The organism is Kitasatospora saccharophila (assembly GCF_039529925.1).
Taxonomy (GTDB): domain Bacteria; phylum Actinomycetota; class Actinomycetes; order Streptomycetales; family Streptomycetaceae; genus Kitasatospora; species Kitasatospora saccharophila.
On record NZ_BAAANS010000003.1, the window covers coordinates 64,587 to 88,418 of the forward strand.

The 23,832-nt window shown below is 74.7% G+C and carries 21 protein-coding genes; 5 read left to right on the top strand and 16 right to left on the bottom strand.

Annotated features, from left to right (window positions below):
• Positions 1-51 precede the first annotated feature (51 nt).
• The gene (locus tag ABD345_RS03395; protein WP_344550172.1) at positions 52-1,467 is read right to left on the bottom strand and encodes an MFS transporter; all 1,416 of its coding nucleotides are present in this window, start codon (positions 1,465-1,467) and stop codon (positions 52-54) included.
• 183 nt (positions 1,468-1,650) lie between these two features.
• On the opposite strand from ABD345_RS03395, the gene ABD345_RS03400 reads away from it, so the two are divergent.
• Positions 1,651-2,553, top strand: a complete 903-nt coding sequence (locus tag ABD345_RS03400) for a LysR family transcriptional regulator (protein ID WP_344550173.1) — start codon at positions 1,651-1,653, stop codon at positions 2,551-2,553.
• Positions 2,554-2,658: 105 nt separating this feature from the next.
• Here the strand turns inward: ABD345_RS03400 and ABD345_RS03405 are convergent, their stop codons facing one another.
• On the bottom strand, positions 2,659-3,678 hold the full coding sequence (locus ABD345_RS03405; RefSeq protein ID WP_344550174.1) for an LLM class flavin-dependent oxidoreductase: 1,020 nt from the start codon (positions 3,676-3,678) through the stop codon (positions 2,659-2,661).
• A 156-nt stretch (positions 3,679-3,834) separates the two neighbouring features.
• Positions 3,835-5,268 carry a dihydrolipoyl dehydrogenase family protein gene (locus ABD345_RS03410; RefSeq protein WP_344550366.1) on the bottom strand — a complete coding sequence of 478 codons (1,434 nt, stop codon included), beginning with the start codon at positions 5,266-5,268 and terminating at the stop codon, positions 3,835-3,837.
• A 138-nt stretch (positions 5,269-5,406) separates the two neighbouring features.
• Here ABD345_RS03410 and ABD345_RS03415 point away from each other — a divergent pair, with 138 nt between their 5' ends.
• Both ABD345_RS03415 and ABD345_RS03420 read left to right on the top strand, forming a co-directional pair.
• Positions 5,407-6,009 carry a SigE family RNA polymerase sigma factor gene (locus ABD345_RS03415; RefSeq protein ID WP_344550175.1) on the top strand — a complete coding sequence of 201 codons (603 nt, stop codon included), beginning with the start codon at positions 5,407-5,409 and terminating at the stop codon, positions 6,007-6,009.
• A complete protein-coding gene (locus ABD345_RS03420; RefSeq protein ID WP_344550176.1) occupies positions 5,999-7,225 on the top strand; it encodes a hypothetical protein in 1,227 nt (408 codons plus the stop codon). The genes ABD345_RS03415 and ABD345_RS03420 overlap by 11 nt, the downstream gene beginning before the upstream one ends.
• Positions 7,226-7,295: 70 nt before the next feature.
• Here ABD345_RS03420 and ABD345_RS03425 read toward each other — a convergent pair whose 3' ends face one another.
• The 11 genes from ABD345_RS03425 to ABD345_RS03475 all read right to left on the bottom strand — a co-directional run bounded on the left by ABD345_RS03425 (position 7,296) and on the right by ABD345_RS03475 (position 20,054).
• Positions 7,296-7,847 carry a YceI family protein gene (locus tag ABD345_RS03425; RefSeq protein WP_344550177.1) on the bottom strand — a complete coding sequence of 184 codons (552 nt, stop codon included), beginning with the start codon at positions 7,845-7,847 and terminating at the stop codon, positions 7,296-7,298.
• 136 nt (positions 7,848-7,983) lie between these two features.
• Entirely contained in the window at positions 7,984-8,865 is an 882-nt protein-coding gene (locus ABD345_RS03430) for a phosphate ABC transporter ATP-binding protein (RefSeq protein WP_344550178.1), read from the bottom strand.
• 26 nt (positions 8,866-8,891) lie between these two features.
• A complete protein-coding gene (locus ABD345_RS03435) occupies positions 8,892-9,773 on the bottom strand; it encodes a sortase (protein WP_344550179.1) in 882 nt (293 codons plus the stop codon).
• Positions 9,774-9,864: 91 nt separating this feature from the next.
• Positions 9,865-11,601, bottom strand: a complete 1,737-nt coding sequence (locus ABD345_RS03440; RefSeq protein ID WP_344550180.1) for a substrate-binding domain-containing protein — start codon at positions 11,599-11,601, stop codon at positions 9,865-9,867.
• A 53-nt stretch (positions 11,602-11,654) separates the two neighbouring features.
• Complete coding sequence (pstA, locus tag ABD345_RS03445) at positions 11,655-12,911, bottom strand: phosphate ABC transporter permease PstA (protein ID WP_344550181.1); 1,257 nt, start codon at positions 12,909-12,911, stop codon at positions 11,655-11,657.
• Positions 12,912-12,925: 14 nt separating this feature from the next.
• Positions 12,926-13,942, bottom strand: coding sequence for a phosphate ABC transporter permease subunit PstC (pstC, locus tag ABD345_RS03450; RefSeq protein WP_344550182.1), 1,017 nt, complete (start codon positions 13,940-13,942; stop codon positions 12,926-12,928).
• A 112-nt stretch (positions 13,943-14,054) separates the two neighbouring features.
• The gene (locus ABD345_RS03455) at positions 14,055-16,544 is read right to left on the bottom strand and encodes a hypothetical protein (protein WP_344550183.1); all 2,490 of its coding nucleotides are present in this window, start codon (positions 16,542-16,544) and stop codon (positions 14,055-14,057) included.
• A 273-nt stretch (positions 16,545-16,817) separates the two neighbouring features.
• Positions 16,818-17,402: a hypothetical protein gene (locus ABD345_RS03460; RefSeq protein ID WP_344550184.1), complete on the bottom strand. Its 585-nt coding sequence runs from the start codon at positions 17,400-17,402 to the stop codon at positions 16,818-16,820.
• A gap of 250 nt (positions 17,403-17,652) precedes the next feature.
• Entirely contained in the window at positions 17,653-18,663 is a 1,011-nt protein-coding gene (locus tag ABD345_RS03465; protein ID WP_344550185.1) for a substrate-binding domain-containing protein, read from the bottom strand.
• A gap of 522 nt (positions 18,664-19,185) precedes the next feature.
• A complete protein-coding gene (locus ABD345_RS03470; RefSeq protein ID WP_344550186.1) occupies positions 19,186-19,599 on the bottom strand; it encodes a hypothetical protein in 414 nt (137 codons plus the stop codon).
• Positions 19,596-20,054 carry a hypothetical protein gene (locus tag ABD345_RS03475; RefSeq protein ID WP_344550187.1) on the bottom strand — a complete coding sequence of 153 codons (459 nt, stop codon included), beginning with the start codon at positions 20,052-20,054 and terminating at the stop codon, positions 19,596-19,598. Before ABD345_RS03475 ends, ABD345_RS03470 begins: the two co-directional genes overlap by 4 nt.
• A gap of 436 nt (positions 20,055-20,490) precedes the next feature.
• Between ABD345_RS03475 and ABD345_RS03480 the strand changes: the two genes are divergently transcribed.
• The gene (locus tag ABD345_RS03480; protein WP_344550188.1) at positions 20,491-21,291 is read left to right on the top strand and encodes an SDR family NAD(P)-dependent oxidoreductase; all 801 of its coding nucleotides are present in this window, start codon (positions 20,491-20,493) and stop codon (positions 21,289-21,291) included.
• Positions 21,292-21,338: 47 nt separating this feature from the next.
• On the opposite strand, the gene ABD345_RS03485 is transcribed toward ABD345_RS03480, so the two are convergent.
• A complete protein-coding gene (locus tag ABD345_RS03485; RefSeq protein WP_344550189.1) occupies positions 21,339-22,220 on the bottom strand; it encodes an SDR family oxidoreductase in 882 nt (293 codons plus the stop codon).
• Between the two features lie 87 nt (positions 22,221-22,307).
• Here ABD345_RS03485 and ABD345_RS03490 point away from each other — a divergent pair, with 87 nt between their 5' ends.
• Positions 22,308-22,886 carry a TetR/AcrR family transcriptional regulator gene (locus ABD345_RS03490; RefSeq protein WP_344550191.1) on the top strand — a complete coding sequence of 193 codons (579 nt, stop codon included), beginning with the start codon at positions 22,308-22,310 and terminating at the stop codon, positions 22,884-22,886.
• A 328-nt stretch (positions 22,887-23,214) separates the two neighbouring features.
• Here the strand turns inward: ABD345_RS03490 and ABD345_RS03495 are convergent, their stop codons facing one another.
• Positions 23,215-23,799, bottom strand: a complete 585-nt coding sequence (locus ABD345_RS03495; protein WP_344550192.1) for a hypothetical protein — start codon at positions 23,797-23,799, stop codon at positions 23,215-23,217.
• Positions 23,800-23,832 lie beyond the last annotated feature (33 nt).

Here is a 23,832-nt window from a genome sequence, read left to right on the forward strand (position 1 = left end):
GGGGCCACACGTCATCCGACTCCCGTTCCCTGCGCTGTTGTTGACGATGCGTCAGGTCGTGGCGGCGGGCGCCTTGCCGCGCAGTCCGGTGGCGGTGACGACGGCCCCGAGCAGCAGGACCGCTCCGGCCGTGAGCAGCGCCCGGCGGGTGCCGTCGGCGCTGGACGGGGAGAGGCCGAGGACGACGCCGAGGACGGCGACGCCGAGCGAGGCGCCGACCTGGCGGGCCGAGTTGAGGACGCCCGCGCCCAGGCCGGCGAACTCGGCGGGGACGGCGCTCGCCATGCCCGCGACCAGCGAGGGCAGCGCGAAGGACACCCCGAAGCCGAAGGCCAGCAGGCCGGCCGCGGTGGCGGCCGGGGCGGCCGCCGAGTCGCCGGTGAACAGCGCCTGGAGCAGCGCGCCCGCGCCCATCAGGACGAAGCCCAGGGTGGCGGGGCGGCGCGGTCCGATCCGGCCGACCAGGCGGCCGGTGTAGATCGGGTTGAACGCGGTGGGCAGGGTCAGCGGCAGGAAGACCAGGCCGGTGACGGCCGGCGAGTAGTCCCGGCCGTCCTGGAAGAACAGCGACAGGACGAACAGCAGGCCGGAGAGGCCGAAGTTGGCGAGCAGGCCCGCCCCGACCGCCGGGGAGAAGCCGGGGCTGCGGAACATCCGCAGCGGGACCATCGCGGCGTCCCCGGCCCGCACCTCGGCCACCAGGAAGGTGACCGCGGCGAGCGCGGCGAGGGCGAGGGCGGCCAGCACGCCGGTGGCGCTCCAGCCCAGGTCGGGGCCCTCGGTCAGCGCGTACACCAGGGCGGCGAGCGCGACGACCGAGCTGGCCTGGCCGGTCAGGTCGAGTCCGCCGCGCTGCTTGACGGGGGTCTCGGGGGCCAGCTTGGCGGTGATCAGCAGGCTGACCAGCGCCAGCGGGACGTTGATCAGGAAGATCGCGCGCCAGCCGACGGTGGCGGTCAGCACGCCGCCGACCACCGGTCCGGCGGCCAGGGCCGCGCCGGTGATCGCGGCCCAGGCGCCCACCGCGCGGGCCCGCGCCGCGGGGTCGGTGTGGGCACCGGTGATCACCGCGAGCGAGGACGGCAGCAGCAGCGCCCCCGCAGCGCCCAGCGCCAGCCGCAGCGCGACCAGCACCGGCAGGGTGGTCGCCAGCGCGGAGACGCCGGACAGCACCCCGAACGCGACCAGGCCGGACAGGAAGACCCGGCGGCCGCCGAAGCGGTCCGCGAGCCAGCCCGCGGTGAGCAGCAGGGCGGCGAAGGTGATGGTGTACCCGTTGGTGACCCACTGGAGTCCGCTGAGGCCGACGTGCAGGTGGTCGGCCATCGCCGGGAGGGCGACCGAGACGATGGTCATGTCCAGCAGCACCATGAAGTAGCCGAGCGAGAGCCCGATCAGCAGTGCGCGCGGGGGGCCTTCGGACCGGGCCGGTGTGACGGCGGGCTGGACGCCGGCCTGCGTAGCCATGGGGTGCTCCTCGTTCGGTGAACGGACTGCCGCACCTCCCGGCGGCGGACGCACGGACGCACGGATCCGCCGATGGGGACCCATCGGTTCGTCGGGGGGCGGTGGGTCCATTCTCCCGGACGGGGAACGGGAGTTGGGGCTTCCGAGGACGGGAACGGCCTATGGGTACAATCGGCTGGGCCGATGGATCGTCAGAGGGGTGCCGCCACCGTGGAGTTACGACACCTGCGCACCTTCGAGGCGGTCGCCCGGACCCTCAGCGTGACGCAGGCGGCCCGCGAGCTGCACTACGCGCAGTCCAGTGTCAGTGACCAGATCCAGGCGCTGGAACGGGAGTTGGGCGTCGAGCTGATCAACCGCTCGCAGCGCCGGATCCGGCTGACCGCCCAGGGCGAGGTGCTGTCCTCGTACACCGGGCGGATCCTCACCCTGCTGGAGGAGGCCCGCTTCGCGGTCGCCCGGCCCGCCACCGAGCTGGCCGTGGGGGCCCTGGAGACGCTGAGCCGCTACCTGCTGCCCGAGGCGCTGGCGCACTACCGGGAGTCGCACCCGCGGACCAGGGTCCGGGTCTCCCGGCTCAACCGCGGCGAGCTGTACCGGTCGGTGCGCCGGGGCGACCTGGACCTCTGCCTGACCTTCGGCCCCCCGCCGGACGAGGCCGGGCTGTGCGCGGAGACGCTGGCCGAGGAGCCGCTGGTGGTCATCGTGCCGCCGGGGCACCCGCTGGCCGCCCGCGGCCGGGCCGGCCTGGCGGAGCTGGCCGCCGAGCCGTTCCTGGCCACCCAGCCGGGCTGCGGGTTCCGGGAGATGTACGACGCGGCCTTCGGGTCGGTGCCCGGCAAGGAGCCGGTCGCCGAGGTGGACAGCATCGGCACCCTGGGCGCCTGCGTCGCGGCCGGGATGGGCTGCGCGCTGCTGCCGCTGGTGTCGGTCCGCGGCCCGGCCGGCCGGGGCGAGGTCGCCCTGGTGGAGATCGGCGACGCCGAGCTGCGGACGGCGGTCACCATGACCTGGCTGGAGCGCAACTCGGCCAACCCCAACCTGCTCGGCTTCCAGCGCGCCGTCCGCGGGCACCTGGCGTCCTGAGCGGCCCCGGTCAGCCGCCGAGCACCGGTCGACCGTCGGGCGCTGGTCAGCCGCCGGGCGCTGGTCAGCCGCCGGGCACCGGCCGAGCAGCGGGCCGGGCCCCGGTCAGCCCGCCGGCCGCCAGCCGAGCAGCGGGCCGAGCCGGGTGGCGAGGTCGGTGAGGATCTGCGCGTAGTCCTCCGGGGCGAAGGTGAACGGCAGCGCGAAGGCGACCTCGTCGGCCTCCCGGAACCCGGCGTGCGCGTACAGCCGTTCGGCGAGCTGCTCGCTGGTGCCGACCAGGTCGGGGGCGAACAGCACGCGGTTGGGGCCCTGCGGGGCCAGCGTGCGGGCGTACCGGGACTCCGCGTACGCCTCGTACTTGGCGCGCTGCTCGGGGGTGGCGCCGTCGGTGGGGACGACCACCAGGCCGTGCGAGACCCGGGCCCGCTCGCCCGCGGGGTGGGCGGCCCGGAAGGCCCGGATCTGGGCGAGCTGGTTGTCCTCGAAGCCGTCGCCCTGCTCGGCCCGCACCACGCTGCTGGTGAGCAGGTTGAGCCCGTGCTCGCCGGCCCAGCGCGCCGAGCGCAGGCTGCCGGCGCCGTACCAGACCCGGGCGGCCAGGCCGGGCACGTGCGGCTGGACCCGCTCGGAGTACGCCTCGATGCCCTCGGTGCCCCGGAAGCCGCTGGCCCGCTGGCCGCGCAGCAGGCCGACCAGCCGCTCGACCCGGCCGTAGCCGAAGTCCTCCCGGTCGGCGGTGTCGGGGTACAGCGCGCCCTTCACGTCCTCGAAGTGCACCGGCACGCCGATGCTGACGCCGGGGTTGAGCCGTCCGCCGGAGAGCACGTCGACGGTGGCGAGGTCCTCCGCGTAGCGCAGCGGGTTCTCCCAGCCGAGCGGGGTGACGGCGGTGCCGAGGCCGATCCGGCGGGTGCGCTGGCTCGCGGCGGCGAGCACCGTCAGCGGGGAGGAGATGCCGTACTGGAGGTGCCGGTGGCGCAGCCAGGCGGTGTCGTAGCCGAGCTGCTCGCCGAGTTCGATCAGCCGCAGGGTGGCTTCGTGGCCGCCCGCCGGGTCGTGCTCGTCGAACAGCCCGATGGTCAGGAATCCCAGCGAGCGCAGTGGCCGGTCGGGGGTGGGCACCGGGTTCCTCCTCGGTCCGTGCGGTCTCCGTGCTGCCGCCACGCTCACACACCGGGGCCGGAGTGATCAACGGTCGGCCGGGATTGTGATCCGGCGCCACGCTCCCGCAACACTCCGCGCGCCCGGTCGGCCCCGGCCGGCCCCGGTCGGCCCCGGTCAGCCCCGGTAGGTCTCCAGCAGGCGCAGCCACACCTCGCTGACGGTCGGGTAGGCGGGGACGGCGTGCCACAGCCGGGAGAGCGGGACCTCGCCCGCGACGGCGACGGTCGCGGAGTGCAGGAGTTCGGCGACGCCGGGGCCGGTGAAGGTGACGCCGACCAGCACCTCGCGGTCGAGGTCGACGACGGCGCGGGCCCGGCCGCGGTAGTCGTCGCCGTACAGGGCGGCGCCGGAGACGCCGCCGAGGTCGTAGTCGACGGCGCGCACCCGCAGCCCGGCGTCCTCGGCCTCGCGCAGGGTGCGGCCGACGGCGGCGACCTCGGGGTCGGTGAAGACCACCTGCGGGACGGCGGCGTGGTCGGCGGTGGCGACCGAGCGGCCCCAGGGCGCGAGGTCGAGCGGGCGGCCGGCGGCGCGGTCGGCGATGGCGGCGCCGAAGATCCGGCCCTGGTACTTGCCCTGGTGGGTGAGGAGCGCGCGGTGGTTGACGTCGCCCGCGGCGTACAGCCAGCCGGCCGGGACGGCGGTGGCCCGGCCGGTGTCGTCGGTGTCGATCCAGCTGCCGGGTTCGAGCCCGACGCTCTCCAGGCCGAGGTCGGCGGTGGCCGGGCGGCGGCCGGTGGCGAACAGCGCCTCGTCGGCGGGCAGTCGGGTGCCGTCGTCCAGGTCGAGCAGCAGGGTGCCGTCCGGTTCGCGGCGCAGGGCGGTGACCGAGGCGCCGAGCCGGACGTCGACCCCGGCGGCGCGCAGGCCGTCCGAGACGAGCTGCCCGGCGAACTCCTCGGTGCGCTCCAGCAGTCGCCCGCCGCGCACCAGCAGGGTGACCTCGCTGCCCAGGGCCCGCCAGGCGGTGGCCATCTCGACCGCGACGACGCCGCCGCCGACCACCGCGAGCCGCCCGGGGACGGACTGCGCGGAGGTGGCCTCGCGGCTGGTCCACACCCGGGCGTCGGCCAGGCCGGGCAGGTCGGGGAGGGCGGCCCGGGTGCCGGTGCACACGGCGACGGCGTGCCGGGCGGTGAGGGTGCGCCGCCCGCCGCCGGGGGTGTCGACGGTGACCCTCCGCTCGCTGTCCAGCCGTCCGTGCCCGCGGACCAGGTCGATCCCGGCCGAGGCGAGCCACTCGACCTGCCCGTCGTCGTGCCAGTGCGAGGCGAACGCGTCCCGGCGGGCCAGCACGGCGGCCGGGTCGAGCGGCCCGGTGACGGCCTCCCGGCTGCCCGCCACCCGCCGGGCGTCGGCGAGGGCGGCGACCGGGCGCAGCAGCGCCTTGCTGGGCATGCACGCCCAGTACGAGCACTCGCCGCCGAGGAGTTCGCGCTCGACCAGGGCCACGCTCAGGCCCCCGGCGCGGGCCCGGTCGGCGAGGTTCTCCCCGGTGGGGCCGCCACCGATCACCACCAGGTCGTAGCCGTCGTCCTCGGCGCCCATCGCACCCACCGCCCTCTCCGTTCGCCCCGCCGCCCCTCGACGGCCCGTCACCCCATCGTGCCGCACCGGCCCCCGCCGGACCGGGTCCCCGGCCGGACGGGGTGTCACGTACCGTCGGGGCCGATGCGTTACCAGGGCATGGATCACTCATCGAACCGGGCGGGGCCGGACGACGGACCGGGGACGCCGCGGACACCGGAGTTCGAGGAATTCGTCGCGTTCCGCGAGCGGCACCTGCTGCGGACGGCCTTCCTGCTGACCGGCGGGGACGCGCACCTCGCGGAGGACCTGGTGCAGGAGGCGCTGGGCCGGGTCTTCCTGAAGTGGCGGAAGATCTCCCGGCTGGAGAACCCGAACGGCTACGCGCAGACCGTGCTGGTCAACACCTTCCTGTCGTACCGGCGGCGGCGCTCCACCACCGAGCGGATCACCGACGTGCTGCCGGAGACCGGGGTGGACGACCCCGATCCGGCGCTGCGGCTGACCCTGCTGCGGGCACTGTCGGCGCTCTCCCCGGCGGACCGGGCGGTGCTGGTGCTGCGGTTCTGGGAGGACCGCAGCGTCGAGGACACCGCCGGCGTGCTGCGGATCGGCGACAGCGCGGTGCGCACCCGCACCAAGCGGGCGCTGGTCCGGCTGCGGTCGGTGCTCGGCACCGACCTCGACGCCCTGCTGGGGCGCCCGTCCTCCCCCACGTCCACCGGCGATCCCGACAAGGCGGTGCCGCACCATGTCCACTGACGACGAACTGGGTTCCGCGCTCTCCCGGGTGTTCGACGGCGCGGTCGCGCTGGCGCCGGAGCCGGTGCCGGGACGGCTGGCCGCGGGGGCCCGCCGTTCCGGCCTGCGGCGGCAGCGGCGGCACGTGGCGGCGGCCACGGGCGCGCTGGCGGTGACGGTGCTGGCGGCGGCGGCCGGCCTCTCGGCCGCCGGGTACGGGCACTCCGGTGCGGACGACCCTGCCACCTCGGGGCACGTCCGGGTGTCGGAGCAGCGCTTCGAGGAGCTGCTGGCCGGGGCGCTGCCGAAGGACGGCAGGCTCCAGCGGATGGACCGCGCCTGGACCGGCGGGCACAGCCCGCACGAGATGGGCAGCACGCTGTTCTACGACGACGGGTCCGGTGCGAGCTGGCTCGAAGTGACCGTGCAGTACACCGCGGACCGGGTCGACCAGGTGGTCTGCATGAACGCGTTCCAGGTGCCGACGGACTCCTGCGCGCGCACGGTGCAGCCGGACGGCTCGGTGCTGGTCATCGACAAGCTGCGCAACCAGAGCGTCGCCGCCGTGCGGGAGTGGCGGGCGGTGTGGGCCGCGCCGGACGGCCGCCAGGTACGGCTGACCGAGTACAACGGGGAGCCGAGCAACCCCTCCCGGAGCGCCCCGCCGCTGACGGACGCCCAGCTGACCGCCGCGGTGACCTCCCCGGTGTGGACGGAGGCGTTCGCCGCGCTGACCCCGGTGGCGGGCACCCCGGACGCCACCGTCTCGGCGGACGCCCACCCGTCGCCGACCGCCGCCGGGACGGCGGAGACGCTGCTGGACGAGCTGACCGCGCTGCTCCCGGCGGGGACCACCGTGGACACCCGCGACCCGTCGAACAGTCGGCTGGCGGTGACCGCGCAGGGGCGGCACAGCTCGCTGACGGTGGCGTTCGACCCGCCCTCCCAGCGCGGGCTGGACGACCTGGCCACCCTGCCGCAGACCCTGCCGACCCCGCTGGAGGTCCGCGAGCCGCTGCCGGGCGGCGGGATGGTGGTGGTCAACGCCACCGGCAACGGCAAGACCGCGACCGACGTCCTGCTGCACTGGGGGGCGACCGTGTACTACCCGGACGGCGCCCAGCTGCGGGTCAACGAGTGGAACGGGGAGAAGGGCTACGAGGCCGCGCCCGGCACCCCGGCGCTCGACCTGGCCGCGCTGAAGGCGATCGTGCTCTCGCCGTCCTGGCGGTCCTGAGCAGCGCGGAAGGCCGCTCCCCGGGTCGGCGGTTCCCGGGGAGCGGCCTTCCGGCCGTACTCGGCCCCGCTCAGCTCTGCTTGATCGCCGAGACGTCGAACTCCAGCACGACCTTGTCGCCGACCAGCACGCCGCCGCCCTCCAGCGCGGCGTTCCAGGTGACGCCGAACTCCTTGCGGCTGATGGTGACCGAGCCCTCCAGGCCGACCCGCAGGTTGCCGTAGGGGTCGACGGCGTTGCCGGTGTACTCGAAGTCGATGGTGACCGGCTTGGTGGTGTCCTTGATGGTGAGGTCGCCGGTGACCCGGTAGTCGGTGTCGGACTTCTGCTCGACCTTGGTGGTGCGGAAGGTGATGTCGGGGAAGTTCGGCGCGTCCAGGAAGTCGTTGGTGCGCAGGTGCTGGTCGCGCTGCTCGACGCCGGTGTCGATGCTCTCGGTCTTGATCACGACCTGGCCGGTGGACTTGGCCGGGTCGGCGCCGTCCAGGTGCGCGGTGCCCTCGAACTGGTGGAAGGCACCGCGCACCTTGGTGACCATGGCGTGGCGGGCGACGAACCCGATCCGGGTGTGGGTCGGGTCGAGGACGTAGTCCCCGGTGAGCTCGGGCAGGCTGACGGTCATGGTCGGCGCTCTCTCCTCGTGGCGGTACGCGTGCGGCGGACCGGGCCTGCCGGTCCACCGCCCACGCTAGGCGCTGCGCTCCCGCGCACCGTCCGTGACACGCGGCTGACGACGGGTCGACGACGGGTCGGCGGCGTCAGCCGAAGCGGCCGTTGACGTAGTCGGCGGTGCGCGGGTCGGCCGGGTCTGTGAAGAGGCGTTCGGTGGGGCCGGACTCGACGATCCGGCCGGGGGTGTCGTGGGTGGCGAGGAAGAACGCGCAGGACTGGGAGACGCGTTGGGCCTGCTGCATGTTGTGGGTGACGATGACGATGGTGACCCGGTGGCGCAGTTCGGCGATGGTCTCCTCGATCCGGCGGGTGGAGGTCGGGTCGAGCGCGGAGCAGGGTTCGTCCATCAGCAGGATCTCCGGGGAGACCGCGAGCGAGCGGGCGATGCACAGGCGCTGCTGCTGGCCGCCGGAGAGCGCGCCGCCGGGGGTGCCGAGGCGGTTGCTGACCTCGTTCCACAGGCCGGCCTGCCGCAGGCTGGACTCGACCAGGTGGTCGCGCTCCTCGCGGGTGGCCCTGATGCCGGACAGCTTGAGCCCGCTGACCACGTTGTCGTACAGCGACATCGCGGGGAACGGGTTGGGGCGCTGGAAGACCATGCCGATCCGGCGGCGGACCTCGGCGGGGCGGCGGTGCGGGGCGTACACGTCCTCGCCCGCCAGCAGGACCTCGCCCGCCAGTGCGGCGCCGCGCACCATCTCGTGCATCCGGTTGAGGATCCGCAGGTAGGTGGACTTGCCGCAGCCGGACGGGCCGATCAGGGCGGTGATCTCACCGGCCCGCATGGTGAAGGAGACCCGTTCGAGCACCTTGCGCGCGCCGAACCAGGCGGTGACCTCGCGGGTCTCCAGCCCGGACAGGGCGCGGGGCGCCGGGTCGGACGGGACGGGTGGCAGCGGCACCGTGGGCGGGTCGTCCTGGGCTCCGGACTCCTGGACGGGGAAGGGGGGTTGGGCGGTATCGGTCATCGTCGGGCGGTCCTTTCCCGGGGAGCTCAGTAGACGTTGGGGAGCAGGGCGGCGGCGTTCTCGTACACCGACCAGAGCAGGGCGGCGACCACCGGTGCGAAGCACGGGTAGGCGGCGGAGCGGCGCCAGCGGCGGGCCGCGAGGACGGCTCCGGCGACGGCCGGCAGCAGGGCCAGCGACCAGAGTTGGAGCGCGGGCAGGGCACCCTTGTCGGCGGCCAGCACCTTGTCGGCGGCGGTGCCGGCCGGCCGCTCGGCACCGGCCGGTTCGGGGTCGCCGTCGAGCCTGGCGCCCACCAGCACGGTGCTGGTGGGGATCCAGTCGGAGTCGCCGGTGACCAGCACCAGCCGGTTGGGCGCGGGGTCCTGGATCGGGTGGTCGCCGTCGCCGTAGGTGTTGACGGTGTAGTGGAAGCTGCCCTGGCCGGTGGTGACGTCGATCCGGTCGCCGACCTTGAGCCGGGTCAGGTCGGCGAACGGCGCGCCGAACGCGGTGGAGCGGCCGAACAGCACGGACACCCCGGGCTGTCCGGGCAGCACGGTGTCGCGCCGGTGGCCGGGGCCGCGCATCAGGTCGCGGCCGGTGGTGCCCTCGAACACGACGGTTCGGCGCAGGCCGAGCGCCGGGACGTCGAGGACGGCCAGCGGCGCGCCGTCCTCGGTCGGGCCGGTGGGCGCGGTGGCGTTGGCGAGCCGGTCGCGCAGGGTGGCGTAGGCGGTGGACTGGTGGCGGGCCTCCTGCAGGCCGGAGAGGCCGAGCAGGTAGCCGGCGAAGCCGAGCAGGAGCACGGCGGCCAGCGTCGCCGCCCGGGCCACCGCCAGCAGCGGGTGCCGGGCCGGGGGCGCCGGGGGTCCGCCGGGGCCCGGCCGCACGGCGGTGGCCGGCCGTTCCAGGGTGGGCGCGGTCATCTGCCGGTCTCCTCGGGTGCGGGGCCTGCGGTCGGCGCGGTGCCGGTGGCGGTCGGCGCGGTGGCGGTGGCGGTCGGCGCGGTGGCGGGGTTCACCGGCTGCCCGCCGTCCGGTCGCGGCGGCGCCACCAGGCGGCCAGCAGCGGGGGGACGGTGACCACGCCGAGGAGTTCGAGCGCGGTGAGCGTGGACAGCAGCCAGTCCTGCGGGCGGCCGCCGAGCGCGACCACCTGGGCGGGTGCGGCGCCCGAGCCGCCGCCGGAACCGCTGCCGGTACCGCTGTCGAGCAGTTCGCCGGTCTGCGGGTCGATCACCGCCGGGGACCCGTCACCGGTGCCGCCCGAACCGTCCGTGCCGGTGCCGCCGTCGCCCGTCCCACCGGAGCCCGAACCGGAACCGCCGCCGGAGCCGGAGCCGCCGCCGCTGCCGCCCGTCCCGCCGGAGCCCGAACCGCCGCCGCCGGAGCCGGACTTGGAGTTGCCGGCCTTGACCGCCTGGCCGTTCTGCACGGTGCAGTCCAGCGGGCTGCCCTGCTTGTCGCACGGGGAGGGCTGCGGGGCGTTCTTCAGCACGGTCAGCTCGCCGGCCGGGTTGAACGTCGGGTTGGGGCAGTTGTTGAGCGCGTTCGGGTCGACGGGGCTGGCGTTGCCGGGGATGTGCTGGGTCTGGAGCAGGCCGCCGCGCACCAGGTTGCGCGGGATCGGCGAGTAGCCGAGGTCGTCCGCCTCGCCCTGCCCGGCGCACAGCACGTAGGCCAGGTAGCGGCTGAGCGCGCTGCCCTTGGCGTCGTTGAAGCGCGGCGGGACGGGGAGGGCGGCGCCCGCCCGCGGCACGATCAGGTAGCTGTAGGAGGAGATCGGGTAGGAGCGGGCGTCGCCGTTGCCGTAGACGCCGTCGAGGTTCTGCTGCAGGTAGTCCGGGTCGTCGGTGGGGGTGCTGTCGTCGACGCCGCGGATCTTCGCGGCGGTCAGCGCCACCGCGACGTTGGAGGCGGTCGGCAGGGTGTAGTACCCGGCCGGGTTGAGCACCTTGACGACGGGCCAGTCGCTGCGCTTGGCGAACGCGTACTCGTCGTAGCCGATCGCGCCGATGCCGGTCGGCGACTGGATGTAGCCCGCGACCACGTCCGAGCCGTTCTGCGAGGTCATCCGGCCGGACGGCGGGAAGAACTCGGTGTAGTCGCCGCAGCTGACGCCGTTGACCTTGGTGCAGTAGGCGTCCCACTCGTCCTTGTGGGTGTGCTCCATCCAGCGGGTGAACTGGGCGGTGGCGCCGGAGCCGTCGGAGCGCACCACCGGGGTGATCGGGACCTTCGGCAGCGCCCTGCCGTAGTCGGCGGTGATCTTCGGGTCGTCCCAGGAGGTGATCCGGTTGGTGAAGATGCCGACGATGGTGTCCGGGGACAGCCTCAGGTCGGTGATCTTCTTGCCGCCGAGCTCCAGGTGGTACATCAGCGCGGTGCCGCCGGCCGTGATCGGCACGTAGGAGTACCCGTACGTCGGGTTCTCCGCGGTGCCCACGCCGGTCCTGGTCCGGCCCTGGTCCACGCCGCTGTCGTTCTTGCTGCGGAACGGCACGTCGGAGGCGGTGAAGTCGTCCTGGCCGACCCGCCACTGCACCCGGCCGGCCGCCGAGCCGACCGGGTTGAAGTCGATCTCGATGCCCAGCGGGCCGACGTCGCGCCGCCACTGGTCGATGGCCGGCCCGGCCCAGCTGGAGCCGTCCGCGTTCAGCGAGGTGGCGGCGTACGCCGGGGACGCGCCGAGCAGCGCGGTGGGCAGGGCCAGCACGGCGGCGAGCAGCGCCGCGGCCAGGTGACGGAGTCGCACGGGACGGGTCTTCCTTCTGTGACGGGTCAACCGGGGCGGACGGGTCGGCCGGGTCATCGGATCTCCACCGCCGGTGCGGTCCCGGCCGGCACCGGCACGGACGCGGGGACGGACGTGGAAGCGGGGACGGACGCGGGGGCGTCGGGGGCGGCCGCGGTGCGGGCCCGGCGCAGCGGGTGGCGGGTGGGCCGGTCGGCGGGGGTGCGGTGGCGACCCAGGACGCGGGCGGTGACGAACAGCACCAGCACCACGGCCATCAGGGTCAGCGCGCCGGCGAACGCCCGGGCCACCATGTCGGGGTAGGGCTGCTTGACGTAGTTCCAGACGTACAGCGGCAGGCTGGCCTGGTTGCCGTGCAGCGGGTCGAGGTTCATCCGGGCGGTGAAGCCCGCGGTGAGCAGCACCGGGGAGGTCTCGCCGACGCCGCGGGCCATGCCGAGCACCACGGCGGTGGTCAGGCCGGGCCGGGCGGTGGGCAGCACCACGTGCCACACGGTGCGCCACTGGCCGGCGCCGAGCGCGTAGGACGCCTCCTTGAGGGTGCCGGGGACGAGCCGGACGACCACCTCGGCGGCGCGGGTGACGATCGGCGTCATCATCACGGTCAGCGCGAGCGAGGCGGCCAGGCCGCTCTTCTCGGCGCCCAGGGTGAGGATGACCACGCCGAGCACGAACAGGCCCGCCACGATGGACGGCAGCGCGGTCATCGCCTCGACCAGCACCCGCACCGGCTTGACGAAGCGGGCGCCGCGCCGGGTGGTGCCGGACTCGACCAGGAAGACGGCGGTCAGGATGCCCAACGGGACGGAGAACAGGGTGGCCAGGCCGAGCTGTTCGAGCGAGCCGACCACGGCGTGCAGGCAGCCGCCGGAGGTGATCGGCGACAGCGGGGCGGTGGTGCGCATGGTCTCGGTGAAGAAGTTCCAGTGCCGGGCGGCCTCCGCGCCGCGGAGGGCGACGTACCAGAGCTGCTCGAAGATGACGCCGACCACCAGCAGGCCGGAGCTCCAGGCGAGCGCGGTGGCCAGCCGTTCGCGGACGGTCAGCGCGTCCCACTGCAGCCGCCCGGCCAGGGCGTACAGACCGAGGAACAGCAGGTACCAGCTGAGCAGGAAGCCGAACGCGCCGCTGAACGGCAGCACCCGCTCGTACAGCAGCCAGTCCAGGGCGAGCGCGCCAGCCGCCGCGCCGAGCAGGGTGTACACCTCCTCGCGGGTGGTGCCGCCGAGCCTGACCCGGCGCTGCTCGGGGAGGCCGGGGTGCTCGGGGAGGCCGGGGTGCTCGGGAGGGTCGAGGGGCGTGGGGTGCATGCGGTCTCCTCCGGTCAGTCCGAGGTCGAGGCGCCGGACCGGGACCGGCTGATGACGAACCCGGCGGCCACGTTGACCAGCAGGGTGAGGGCGAACAGCACCAGGCCGGCGGCCATCAGCGCGGACAGCGACAGGCCGTCGGACTCGCTGAAGCGCAGCGCGATCAGCGAGGAGATCGAGCCGCTGCCGTTCTCCAGCACGTGCCAGGAGATCCGGAACACCGGGGAGATGATCAGCGCGACGGCGATGGTCTCGCCCATCGCGCGGCCGAAGCCGAGCATCACCGCGCCGATCACGCCGCCGCGCCCGAACGGCAGCACCACGGTGCGCACCATGCCCCAGCGGGTCGAGCCGAGCGCGTAGGCGCCCTCGCGCTCGCCGGCGGGGGCCTGCGAGAACACCTCGCGGCTGAGCGAGGTGATGATCGGGATGATCATCAGCGACACCACGGTGCCCGCGATGAAGGTCGAGGAGGTGTACGAGGTCGGGGTGTCGCCGGTGCGCACCCCCAGGAACGGCAGCGGCGCGCCGAGGTGGTTGGCCAGCCAGCGGCACAGGCCGACGAAGCGCGGCTGCAGGAAGAACAGGCCCCACAGCCCGTACACGATGCTGGGGATCGCGGCCATCAGGTCGACCAGCGAGATCAGCGCGGGGCGCAGCCGGACGGGTGCGTACTCGGAGATGAACAGCGCGGCGGTGAGCGAGACCGGGACGGCGATGCACAGCGCGATGAGGGCGATCAGGATGCCGTCGGGCAGCATGGCGGCGATGCCGAAGGTGTGCGCGGCGGTGCGCCAGTTCTGCTCGGTGAGGAAGGACCAGCCGACGGCGTGCAGCGCCTCGGAGCCGCGCATCAGCAGGAAGAAGGCGATCAGCCCCATCAGCACGAACACCGACAGGCCGGCGGCGCGCAGCACGCCGCGGAAGGTCCGGTCGGCGGGCGAGGCGGGGGCGCTGATCCGGCGGGGCCGGTCGGGGTCGGGCGTCGGCGGTGGGACGCGGGTGTCCGTCGGCTGGACGGCGGCTGTCATGGTGTCAACTCTCCGCGCGGTGAGGGTTCCTGGGGCATGGGGACGCTGGGGTGCGGGGCCGGACGGGCGCGCGGGGCGCCCGTCCGGCGGGGCGGGGTCGGGCCGCGGCCGGTCAGCCGCGGCGGATCAGCCGGGACCAGAACCGGCCCGCGCCGCGGCGGAGGTTCGCCCCGGCGGGCGTGCCGCCGAGGAACAGCGCCGCGGGGCCGCCGACCAGCAGGACGGCGCCGGTGGCGAGGATCACCGGCAGCAGCAGCCGGGCCGTCCCGGCGCGGTCGGCCGCGACCTGGCCGACCGGGGCGGCGGCGAGGCCGGGCGAGGGGCTGCCGCCGGGCCTGCCGGTGGCGGCGGCGTCCTGGGCGGTGGGGCTGCTGCCGGCGGTGGCGCCGGTGCCGCCCGTGCCGCCCGTGCCGCCGGTGCCCGTGCCGCCGCCGTCGCCGTCGCCGTACGAGACGTTGCTGCCGCCGGTGCCCGGGCCGGCCCCGGAACCGCCGGTGTCCGAGCCCGGACCACCGCCCTCCCCGCCGTCCACGGCGTCGGGGGCCTTGCCGGGCGGGGTGCCGTCCTGGGCGGCGACGTGGTCGGCGGCGGCCTTCGCCTGGGCGACCTGACTCTTCGTCAGATCAGCGTAGCCGAGCGCGAGTTGGCCTGGGGCGCGGCCGTAGACCTGCCCCTGGAGCGGGTCGGTGACGGTGCGCACGAACCGGCTGATCGCGGCGGCCTTGGCCGGGCCGAGGCCCTCGGTGGGCAGCATGGCGTACTGCACCATGGTCAGCGGGTACGCCTTCGGGTCCTTGGCGTAGGCGGAGTCGTCGTCCTCGTAGGGCAGCCGCTGGGTGCCGGTGGCCCCGTCGAACGGCATGTCCTTGGCGGCGGCCTGCATCGAGGTGAGCGTCGGCGTGGTGAACGCCCCCGCGCCGTTGGGCAGTTCGGCCTCGGTGAGGTTCATCGCCTGGGCGTCGCCGCTGTCCATGACGGCGAACAGCGCCCGGCTGCCGGGGGGCATGGTGAAGCACTTCGGGTGCTGGCCGGTGTCGTCGACGTAGGGCAGTTGGCAGGACAGCCGGTTCTCCAGCACCATCCGCAGCACCTGGCCGAGGCCGCCCAGCACCGGGTTCCACTCGTACTGCTTGTGGTTGTTCTGGCCGCTGTAGTCGAGCGGCTGGAACGAGTCGACCGGGTAGCCGGCGAAGCCCGGCGGCAGGAACTCGGTGTTGACGTGGGTGCCCCACGGGTCGGCGGCGCCGTGGAGGAACTGCGCGGCGTCCGGGTCGGCGGCGATCCACTCGGTCAGCCGGTGCACCAGGTCGGTGGTGCCGCCGACCACGATCGGCGCGCTGTTGGCGACGTTGCCGCAGCCGGGCCAGGTCACGTCGGGCGCGACCTCGGCGTTGAGCTTGCGGAACTCCTCGTCGTCGAAGACGCAGAGCGGGTTGCCGCGGACGGTGTCGGTGTCGTCCGCGTTGTACTGGCGGTAGGTCTGGGTGAGCATCTTGGCCAGCAGCCGCTGGTTGAGCCGGACCCGGCGGACCTGCCGGTGGGTGGCGCCGTCGTCGATGACGAAGACCACCGAGACCGCGCTGTTGGCGAGCGGCGCGTAGGCGTACGGGCGGGTCGGCGGTTCGGTGTCCGGGACGGAGGTCAGCGCGACGTCCGCGCCGGACCTGCGCAGGAAGGACGCCCGGGCCTGCGGCTCGCCGTTGCCGACGGAGTACTGCACCCGCAGCGGCTCGCTGTTCAGGCAGCTGCCGGTGCGCCACTGCTGCATGGCCCGGTCGGCCATCTCCAGGCCGATCGCGGAGAAGTCCGCGTCACCGGCCGTGCAGGCGTCGGGGGTCGGCGCGAAGTCCAGCGGGACGGTGACGTGCCGTTTCCAGGCGCAGGCCTCGCCGGTCATGTAGGTGGTGTCGACCGGCCGGAGCCGGAACGACGCGTCCGAGGCGGTGTCGAAGTTGAAGTCGATGTCCGCCGAGTGGTCGTCGCAGTTGATCGCGAAGTCGGGGTAGCTGCTGGCGCCCATCGTGTCGCCGCCGTAGTTCGGCTCGATCACCAGCGAGCACTTGTGGGTGTTGTCGCAGCCCAGGCCCTGGCTCTGCGTCGCGGTCCACAGCTCGATGTCCGCCTCGCCGGTGCCGTCCGGGCGGGTCGCCGCGATCACCATGTTCGACGGGAACTCGGGGGACGTCCCGGCCGCCGGCGTGTCCTGCAGGAAGCCCTTGCCCGGCTCGCCGCCGTACAGGGTGGAGCCGTAGCAGTCGGTGATCTGCGGCTTCTCGCCCTTGCACTGGTAGATCCGGATCGCGTAGTAGACGCCCCCCGCGAACGGGGAGATCACCTGGACGGGCTCGTTCATGAAGTCGACGGTCGGCGTGAGGCCCGACCAACTGACGTGCACCACCTGGTTCCTGAGGTCGTTGACCTGGGAGACCGTGACCCTCCCGGGGGCCCCGTCCTGACCGGTGGCCGGGTCGAACCGGTTCGGCCCGTCCACCTCCACCCCGGAGGCCGCCCGCGCGGGCTGGACCCCGGGCCCGCCGAGCGGCAGGAACACGACGACGGCGGACACCGTCCAGGCCAGCACGGCCGCCAGGTAGGTCTTCAACGGACGGGATCCGGTTCTCAGCCCCCACGGGCGGGTTCTCATCGGCGCAGCACCTCCGGCGACGGCGCGCCGGACCGGGCACGCACGGATGACAGGGAGCGGAGCGCCCGTACGGCGGCTCCGATGGTATTCGGCCATTCGCGTCTGGCCGGTCGCTGTCCCTCAGGTGTACGAGACCCCAATGAGGGCTCGAATCAAGGAGATTGGCGATCCGTCAGAAACCGGAGCCGCCCGGCCGGAATCGGCCGGGCGGCTCCCGCGCGGGGTGGCCCGTCAGGAAGCGGGCGTGTACGACACCGTGAAGGAGCCGACGCTCTGGCCCGCCGCGAAGAAGCCGGTGCGCAGCTTGCCGTCGAGGTACCGGGCGCCCTCGGCGTCCAGCACCAGCGAGTCGGCGGCCAGGTTCTGCGTGCTGCCGTCGACGGTGATCGCGTTGTTGCCCGCCGGGTCGAACAGCGCGACCGGGGTGGTCGAGCCGTCCGGGACGGCCGTCACCGTCCAGTTGTCGAAGGAGAAGGCCAACTGGTGGAAGGAGACCGCGCTGCCGGTCTTCGCGTTGACGAACAGCAGGCCGCCGCCGAGGTTCACGCCGCCGAAGAAGGTGCTCAGGCTGCCGCTGCCGTCGCTCACCGGGAAGCTCGCCGACAGGCCGGTGGCGGCGTCGTACCCGGCGGTCGCGGTGGGCAGCGGCACGGCCACGATGCCCGCCTGCGCGGCCTGCTGGAAGAACGCGTTGCTCTCGTGGATCACCGCGCTGCCGCCCGCCGGGGCGGCGGAGGCGGCGGTGGCGGACGCGGCGGTGGCGGCGAGGGCGAGACCGGCGACCGCGGCGGCGATCCGGACGGTGGGACGGGACATCCTGGCTCCTTGGGCTGGGTGCGTGCTGGTGCGTGCTGCGCTGCTCGGCGCGTGCTGCTCTGCTCGGCGCGTGCTGCTCTGCTCGGCGCGTGCTGCTCTGCTCGGCGCGTGGTGGCGCGTGCTGCTCGGTGGTGCGGGCGCGCTGCCCACGGGCCGCCGCCCGTCCCGGCCGGAGCGTGGGACGGGCGGGGCGCGGGACGGGCGGGGCGCGGGACGGGCGGGGTGCTGCGCGTGGTGCCTGGGTGGACCGTCAGATGTGGATGGTGGAACCGCAGGCCGCCGGGGCCAGGTAGCCGTAGCTGACCGTGGTGGCCTTGCCGGCGTCGGTGCAGAGGTAGCCGGTGGAGCCGAAGAGGGCGCGCAGCGCGGTGCCCTTGACGCCGGTGTCGTTCCAGTCCGCCTCGCGGACCACGTTGTAGAGCACCCGGCCGTAGATCGGGTTCGCGAAGGTCGGGTTGAGGGTGCCGGCGGTGGTCAGCGGGGCGACGCCGTTGACACTGCGCAGGGTCAGGCTGCCCTTGTCGTCGACCGAGGTGACGTGGCCGTTGGCCTGGCCCACCCAGTGGCCGACCGAGTACGGGAAGATCACGTCGGGGTCGTTCAGCAGCGTGTCGGTGCCCTCGTTCTCCTGCGGGCCGGTGACCACGCAGGGACCCAGGACCGGGTTGCCGATCGCCTTCAGGAAGAAGGCCCGGGTGCCGGAGTTGATCTGCGGCAGGTAGGGCTTGATGGTGCCCGAAGTGCCGCCGAAGTTCGACCAGTTGGTCTTGTTGACGGCGCAGGAGTAGATGTCGTACAGGTTCTGGGTGGTCAGGTTGGTCGGGGCGTGGCCGCCGGACTTCGCCGACCAGGTCACCGCGTCCTTGCCGAACGCGACGAACAGGTTGGAGGGCAGGTCACCGGTCTGCGGGCCCCGGGAGGAACGCGCGTAGTCGAACGGGCTGTTGGCGGCGTTCAGCGCGGCGATGCCCGCGCCGGAGCCGTTCGGGCGGTCGATCTCGGCGGCGCCGGACTTCGGGGTGATCTTCGTCGAGCCGGTCGCGTCCCAGCTGTACAGCTTCGGGGTGCCCGACACGGTGGCGTTGTAGTCGACCGAGAACTGGTTGAGCAGAGCCTGCGTGGTGTCCGAGCCCGAGCCGACGATGTCCGTGGTGGCCGGGACGGTGCCGGTGGCCGGGTCCGCCATCGCGGGGACGGCGATGGCGGTGAGGGCGGCGGTCATCGCGACGGCGGCGAACGCCTTGGCGGCGGTGTGACGCATGGTCCTGTTCCTCCGTAGGGGAAAGTCCTAGCCGGACCGGACCTGGCGGGGTCCGGTGCCGGAGAGCTCCGCGGCTTCCGGCGGAGCGATCCTCGCCGCGACCGCCCGCGCCCCGGAAGCACCGCCCGTCGCCCCCGACCGTCCGACCGCCGACCGCCGCGGCACCGGAAACCCCTGGTGGGGAAGGGAGTTGACCGCCCATCGGCCACCGCTCCGGGCCCGAGCGCGTTCTTCTCCAGGTGTGCCCACGGGGTCACCCCGGACACCTCCGCTTCACTCCCGCTGCACCGTTCCCACCCAACCCGCACCGCCCACGCACCACCGGCGCCCGCCCCCGGACGGCCCCGCCCGCACTCTCCGCGCATTTCGAACACCCCGGCAACCGCCCGCTCCGACCGTTTCCACCGCCCCGGGCGCGCGAAAAGCCCATGGCGCCCCGACGCCCGACGGGCCGGGGCACTCGGACGGACGGGGGCCGGGTGCTCGGGCGGACGGGGCACCGCCCGGCGGACGGGGCGGCGACTACCAGGCGGACGACGGGAACGCCCCGCCGGCCAGCCGCCGCAACCGCTGGACGTGGTCGGCGCCCTGCCGGAAGGCGGCCACGCTCTGCCGGCACTGGTCGCGGCGCAGGTAGCCGCGGGCGCTGCGCGCCACCGCCTCGCCGCCGCCCGCGCCGGCCCGGGTGGAGCGGGCCGGGAGGTGCGCCGTCCAGATCCAGAGGCGGTCCTCGCGCTGGCTCAGCACGAACCGCAGGACCGCCCGCTCGGCTAGCAACTCGCAGATCCCGGAGGCCAGTTCACGGTCGCTGCGGTATGAGCGGACGGCCGCGGCGAGCCGCCTGCCGTTCGCCGCCACCAGCGACCAGCCGACCCGCCCGTCCGCCGCGCGCACCGGCACCAGCCGGGGACCGCGACCGGCCTCCGCCGTGCTCACGCCCCGCCCCCGGACCCGACGCCACCGGCCCCGGCCCCGGCCCCGCCGGAACCACCGACGCCTCCGGGTCTTCCGCCCTCCGGCCTTCCGCCCCCGGCCGCCGCAGCCACCCGGGCCGTCTCGGCCGTCTCGGCCATCCGGGCCACCAGCGCCATGAAGCGCCGGAACGCGTTCTGGCAGGTCGCGTAACGCTCGTACGCCCGGCTCGACTTGACCAGCGGGTTGCCCCTCGGCCCGGGGACCACCCAGGTCCAGCCCAGGCCGTCGCGGACATGGGTGATCCGCGCCACCAGCGCCGGTCCCAGCGCGACCAGCTCCGTGAACGCCCGTTCGGCGTCGACGGACGACTCGTGGACGGAGGAGGACACCGCCACCACTCGCCCGTTCATCGCCTTGAGCTGCCACTGGAACCGCCCGTTCGGCGCCCGCTCCGTGAACAGGCCCTCCCCGCGCACCGCCGCTACCCCCGGATTGTCCGCCGGTGCGCGCCCGTTCCCCGGCCGCGCCACCGAACACCCTGCCGACCCGCGCGGACCGCGAACCGGACGCACATCGTCACGCGGCGAACGCTATGTGTGCACGGAGGAAGTCCGGAAGTGAAATCCCCCTCGCGCCGCGGCTGTTCGCCGCGAAGTTCTCCCTCGTTAATGCGGACCGCTTTCCGACCCCGGCGCGAGCGTCGATTCCACGGAGCCGGGAGCTCGTCGGGACATTGCCTCCGCTTTGCCCGCGAGCCCCGCCCTGCCCGCCGACTCCCACCGACCCCCGCCGACTCCCGCCGACTCCCGCCGGGCGCGTTGTGCATCGTGCACATTATGTGCATGATGCACAAGCTGTGTACCATGCACATGAGAACAGCGCTCGACCGGAACCACGGAAGGACGGCACCCCATGGAACGCCTCAAGGACAAGGTCGCGGTGATCACCGGAGCCGGCAGCGGCATCGGCCGGGCCGCCGCCGAACTGATGGCCGCCCAAGGCGCCCTGGTGGTCGCCGCCGACTACGACGGCGCGGCCGCCGAGGAGACCGCCCGCCTGGTCGAGTCCGCCGGCCGGCACGCCCTGCCGCTCACCGTCGACGTCACCGACGAACACTCGCTGGAGGAGCTGTTCGCCACCGCCGTCCGCGAGTTCGGCACCCTCGACGTGCTGTGCAACCACGTCGGCGGCACCGACCCGCGCCGCGACCTCGACCTGCTCCGGATGGACTTCGAGGAGTTCGACCGCGCCGTCTCCCGCAACGTCCGCTCCACCCTGATCGGCTCCCGCCTCGCCCTCCCCCACCTGATCCGGGCCGGCGGCGGCTCCATCGTCAACACCGCCTCGGTCGCCGCCCTGGTCGGCGACGTCACCCAGACCGCGTACGGCGCGGTCAAGGCCGCGGTGGTCAGCATCACCAAGTCGATCGCCGTCCAGTACGGCCCGCAGGGCGTCCGCTGCAACGCGATCGCCCCCGGCGCCGTCCTCACCCCCGCCCTGCGCGACAACCTGCCGCAGTCCGTGATCGACTCCCTGCTGGCCGGCAACGCCCTCCCCTACCTCGGCGAACCCGAGGACATCGCCCACACCATGGTCTTCCTCGCCTCCGACGAGTCCCGCTACCTCACCGGCCAACTCCTCGTCGTGGACGGCGGAATGACCATGCAGTCCTCCGCCGCCCCCGGCCGCCGCGCCATGCTCCCCTCCTCCTGACCCCCGCCCCCGGCGGACAAGCGCCGGGGGCGGGCAGGCGCCGGGCGTCAGGGCCGGAGGTTCTCCAGGTCCGCCAGCAGGCCGGGGCGCGTCGGCCGCCAGCCGAGCACCTCGCGGGTGCGAGCGCTGGACGCGGGCTGGTCCATGGCGAAGATCGGGCCGAACGGGCCGAAGTCCTCCGGCGGGACCGTCTCCACGGGCAGGCCCAGCCGCCGGCCGATGACCGTCGCGATGTCGAGCACCGCGTCGCCCTCGTCGGCGACGGCGTGCCAGGCCGTCCCGGCCGGTGCCGATTCGAGGGCCAGCCGGAACAGGACCGCCGCGTCGAGCGCGTGCACGGCCGGCCAGCGCTGGGTGCCGTCGCCCGGGTACCCCGCGACCCCGGTGCGGCGCGCCCGCTCGGCCAGCAGGCCGGCGAACCCGCCCTCGCCCCGGTGGTGGACCGTCCGGGGCATCCGGACCGCCGTGCTGCGCACCCCGTGCGCGGCGAGGCCCAGCAGCGCGGCGACCGAGCGGCCCCGGCCGCCCACCGGCCCGTCGGTCGGCAGCGGGTCGGCCTCGGTGCTGACGCGCCCGGGCACCCAGGGCGTGCCCGAGACCGTGACGAGCGGGCGGCCGCTCCCGAGCAGTTCCTCCCCGAGCGCGGCGAGGGCGGCGCCCTCCTCGGCGACGGCCCGTTCGAGCCCGTCCGCGCTGTCGTAGTCGCGCCCGAACGCCAGGCTGATCACGCCGTCGCACCGCGCGGCGCCGGCCCGCAGGACGTCGAGCTGGGCGATGTCCCCCCGCAGCACCTCGGCGCCGGCGCCCTCCAGCGCCTGCGCGGAGCCGTCCGAGCGGGCCAGCGCGAGAACGGTGTGGCCGCTGCCGAGCAGTTCGGCGACGACGGCCGAGCCGATGGTTCCGGTACCGCCGGTGACGAAGACGTGCACGAGTCCTCCCGAAAGTGATGGGACTGTTGTCCCGTCACCGACGATACACCGTGACGGGACAACGGTCCCATCACCTATCCTGGTGCCATGGCTAGATGGCAACCAGGAGCGGCCCAGCGACTCGTCGTCGCGGCCGTCGACCTCTTCACCGAGCAGGGGTACGACGCCACCACGGTGACGCAGATCGCCGAGCGCGCCGGCGTCACCAAGAGCACCTTCTTCCGGCACTTCGCCGACAAGCGCGAACTGCTCGTCGCCGGGCAGGAGACGCTCAGCAGACTGCTCGCGGACGGCATCACCGAGGCACCGGCGGACGCCACCCCGCTCCAGGCGGTCGCCGCCGGCCTGGAACGCGCGTCGAGCGCCATGGGACCGGCGAACCGTGAACTCGGCCCCCGGCTCCGGGCGGCCGTGGCGGCCAGCACCGAACTCCAGGAGCGCGACGCCCTCAAGAGCGTCGGCCTCGCGGCCGCCATGACGGCCGCGCTCGTCGCCCGCGGCGTCCCCGAGCCGACCGCGCACCTCGCGGGCGAACTGGGCGTACTGGCCTTCAAACGGGGCTACGCCCAGTGGTCCGAAGCCGACCGCGACGACGCGGAAGGACTCGCCCCCCACGCCCTGGCAGCCCTGGCGGACCTGCGCGCGGCAACCGCCTCACTGGGCTGACCCCCGACACCGGGCGAGCCGGGACGGCCACCGCCAGGCCCGGCCGCCGTCCGCGAAACCGGGCCGCCCGGTACGGGGCCCGCGGCCGTCCGCCGCAACGCGCCTGCCCCCGGGCCGGCCTCGTCCCGGCCCCGTCCCGGCCTCGCGACGGCCTGCCGCGGTCCGTCGTCAACTCCTCGTCGTGGACGGCGCAACGGCCGCGCGGCCCCCGTCGCCCCCGCCCCGCGGCCACCGTCGCCCCCGCCCCGCGGCCACCGGAACGACCGCGCCGGGCCTTCCGACGCCGGGCCTTCCGACGCCGGGCCGCCCGGCGCGGGGCCGCCGCCCGTCAGCGGGCGGATTCGGCCAGCCGCCGCCGGCTCTCGTCGAGCGCCTGGGCCACCGTCCCGCGCTCGTCCCCGTCCGCCGGATCGAGGAGTTCACCGGCGGCCACCATGGCGGTCCAGAACTCCGCGGGCCGGCCGCGGCCCCGGCGCGGGCCGAAGCGGGCGAGCGTCCGGAAGGCGGAGGACAACTCGCCCCTGACGAACCGTCGGGAGAGACCGACGGCGTAACCCCCGCCCATGCCGCCCATGGCGGCCCACGCGGCCCGCAGGTGTCCGGCGATCACCTCTTCCCGCTCGTCGAGCTGCTTGGGGACGTCGAACACGCCGTGCATCTCCAGCAGTTCGCCGTACTCCTCCTCCTCGCCCGGGTGGAACTCGTCCTGCCACTGCCGGCCCCCGGCGAGCCGCTCCCGCAGCTCCGCTTCCGGTATCCCCCTGGCCAGCCCGACGGCCAGCGCCGCGTCCGACCACCGCGGTGTCCGCGCGGCGAGTTCGCCGCACACCACGGCCGGCGCCGCCCCCGTGCGCAACCGCTCCCGGGCCGTCGCGACCAACGACCCGTCGACGCCGCTCTCGTCGCCCGACACTCCGCCACCTCCTGGCTCACGCCGGACCGACCG

What these genes read in the sequence shown, in the direction of transcription:
- pstC (WP_344550182.1), bottom strand. Translation starts at nt 13,942, where the DNA reads ATGACAGCCGCCGTCCAGCCGACGGACACCCGCGTCCCACCGCCGACG.
- ABD345_RS03460 (WP_344550184.1), bottom strand. Translation starts at nt 17,402, where the DNA reads ATGTCCCGTCCCACCGTCCGGATCGCCGCCGCGGTCGCCGGTCTCGCC.
- ABD345_RS03480 (WP_344550188.1), top strand. Translation starts at nt 20,491, where the DNA reads ATGGAACGCCTCAAGGACAAGGTCGCGGTGATCACCGGAGCCGGCAGC.
- ABD345_RS03420 (WP_344550176.1), top strand. Translation starts at nt 5,999, where the DNA reads ATGTCCACTGACGACGAACTGGGTTCCGCGCTCTCCCGGGTGTTCGAC.
- ABD345_RS03410 (WP_344550366.1), bottom strand. Translation starts at nt 5,268, where the DNA reads ATGGGCGCCGAGGACGACGGCTACGACCTGGTGGTGATCGGTGGCGGC.
- pstA (WP_344550181.1), bottom strand. Translation starts at nt 12,911, where the DNA reads ATGCACCCCACGCCCCTCGACCCTCCCGAGCACCCCGGCCTCCCCGAG.
- ABD345_RS03430 (WP_344550178.1), bottom strand. Translation starts at nt 8,865, where the DNA reads ATGACCGATACCGCCCAACCCCCCTTCCCCGTCCAGGAGTCCGGAGCC.
- ABD345_RS03400 (WP_344550173.1), top strand. Translation starts at nt 1,651, where the DNA reads ATGGATCGTCAGAGGGGTGCCGCCACCGTGGAGTTACGACACCTGCGC.
- ABD345_RS03490 (WP_344550191.1), top strand. Translation starts at nt 22,308, where the DNA reads ATGGCTAGATGGCAACCAGGAGCGGCCCAGCGACTCGTCGTCGCGGCC.
- ABD345_RS03425 (WP_344550177.1), bottom strand. Translation starts at nt 7,847, where the DNA reads ATGACCGTCAGCCTGCCCGAGCTCACCGGGGACTACGTCCTCGACCCG.
- ABD345_RS03395 (WP_344550172.1), bottom strand. Translation starts at nt 1,467, where the DNA reads ATGGCTACGCAGGCCGGCGTCCAGCCCGCCGTCACACCGGCCCGGTCC.
- ABD345_RS03415 (WP_344550175.1), top strand. Translation starts at nt 5,407, where the DNA reads ATGGATCACTCATCGAACCGGGCGGGGCCGGACGACGGACCGGGGACG.
- ABD345_RS03465 (WP_344550185.1), bottom strand. Translation starts at nt 18,663, where the DNA reads ATGCGTCACACCGCCGCCAAGGCGTTCGCCGCCGTCGCGATGACCGCC.
- ABD345_RS03435 (WP_344550179.1), bottom strand. Translation starts at nt 9,773, where the DNA reads ATGACCGCGCCCACCCTGGAACGGCCGGCCACCGCCGTGCGGCCGGGC.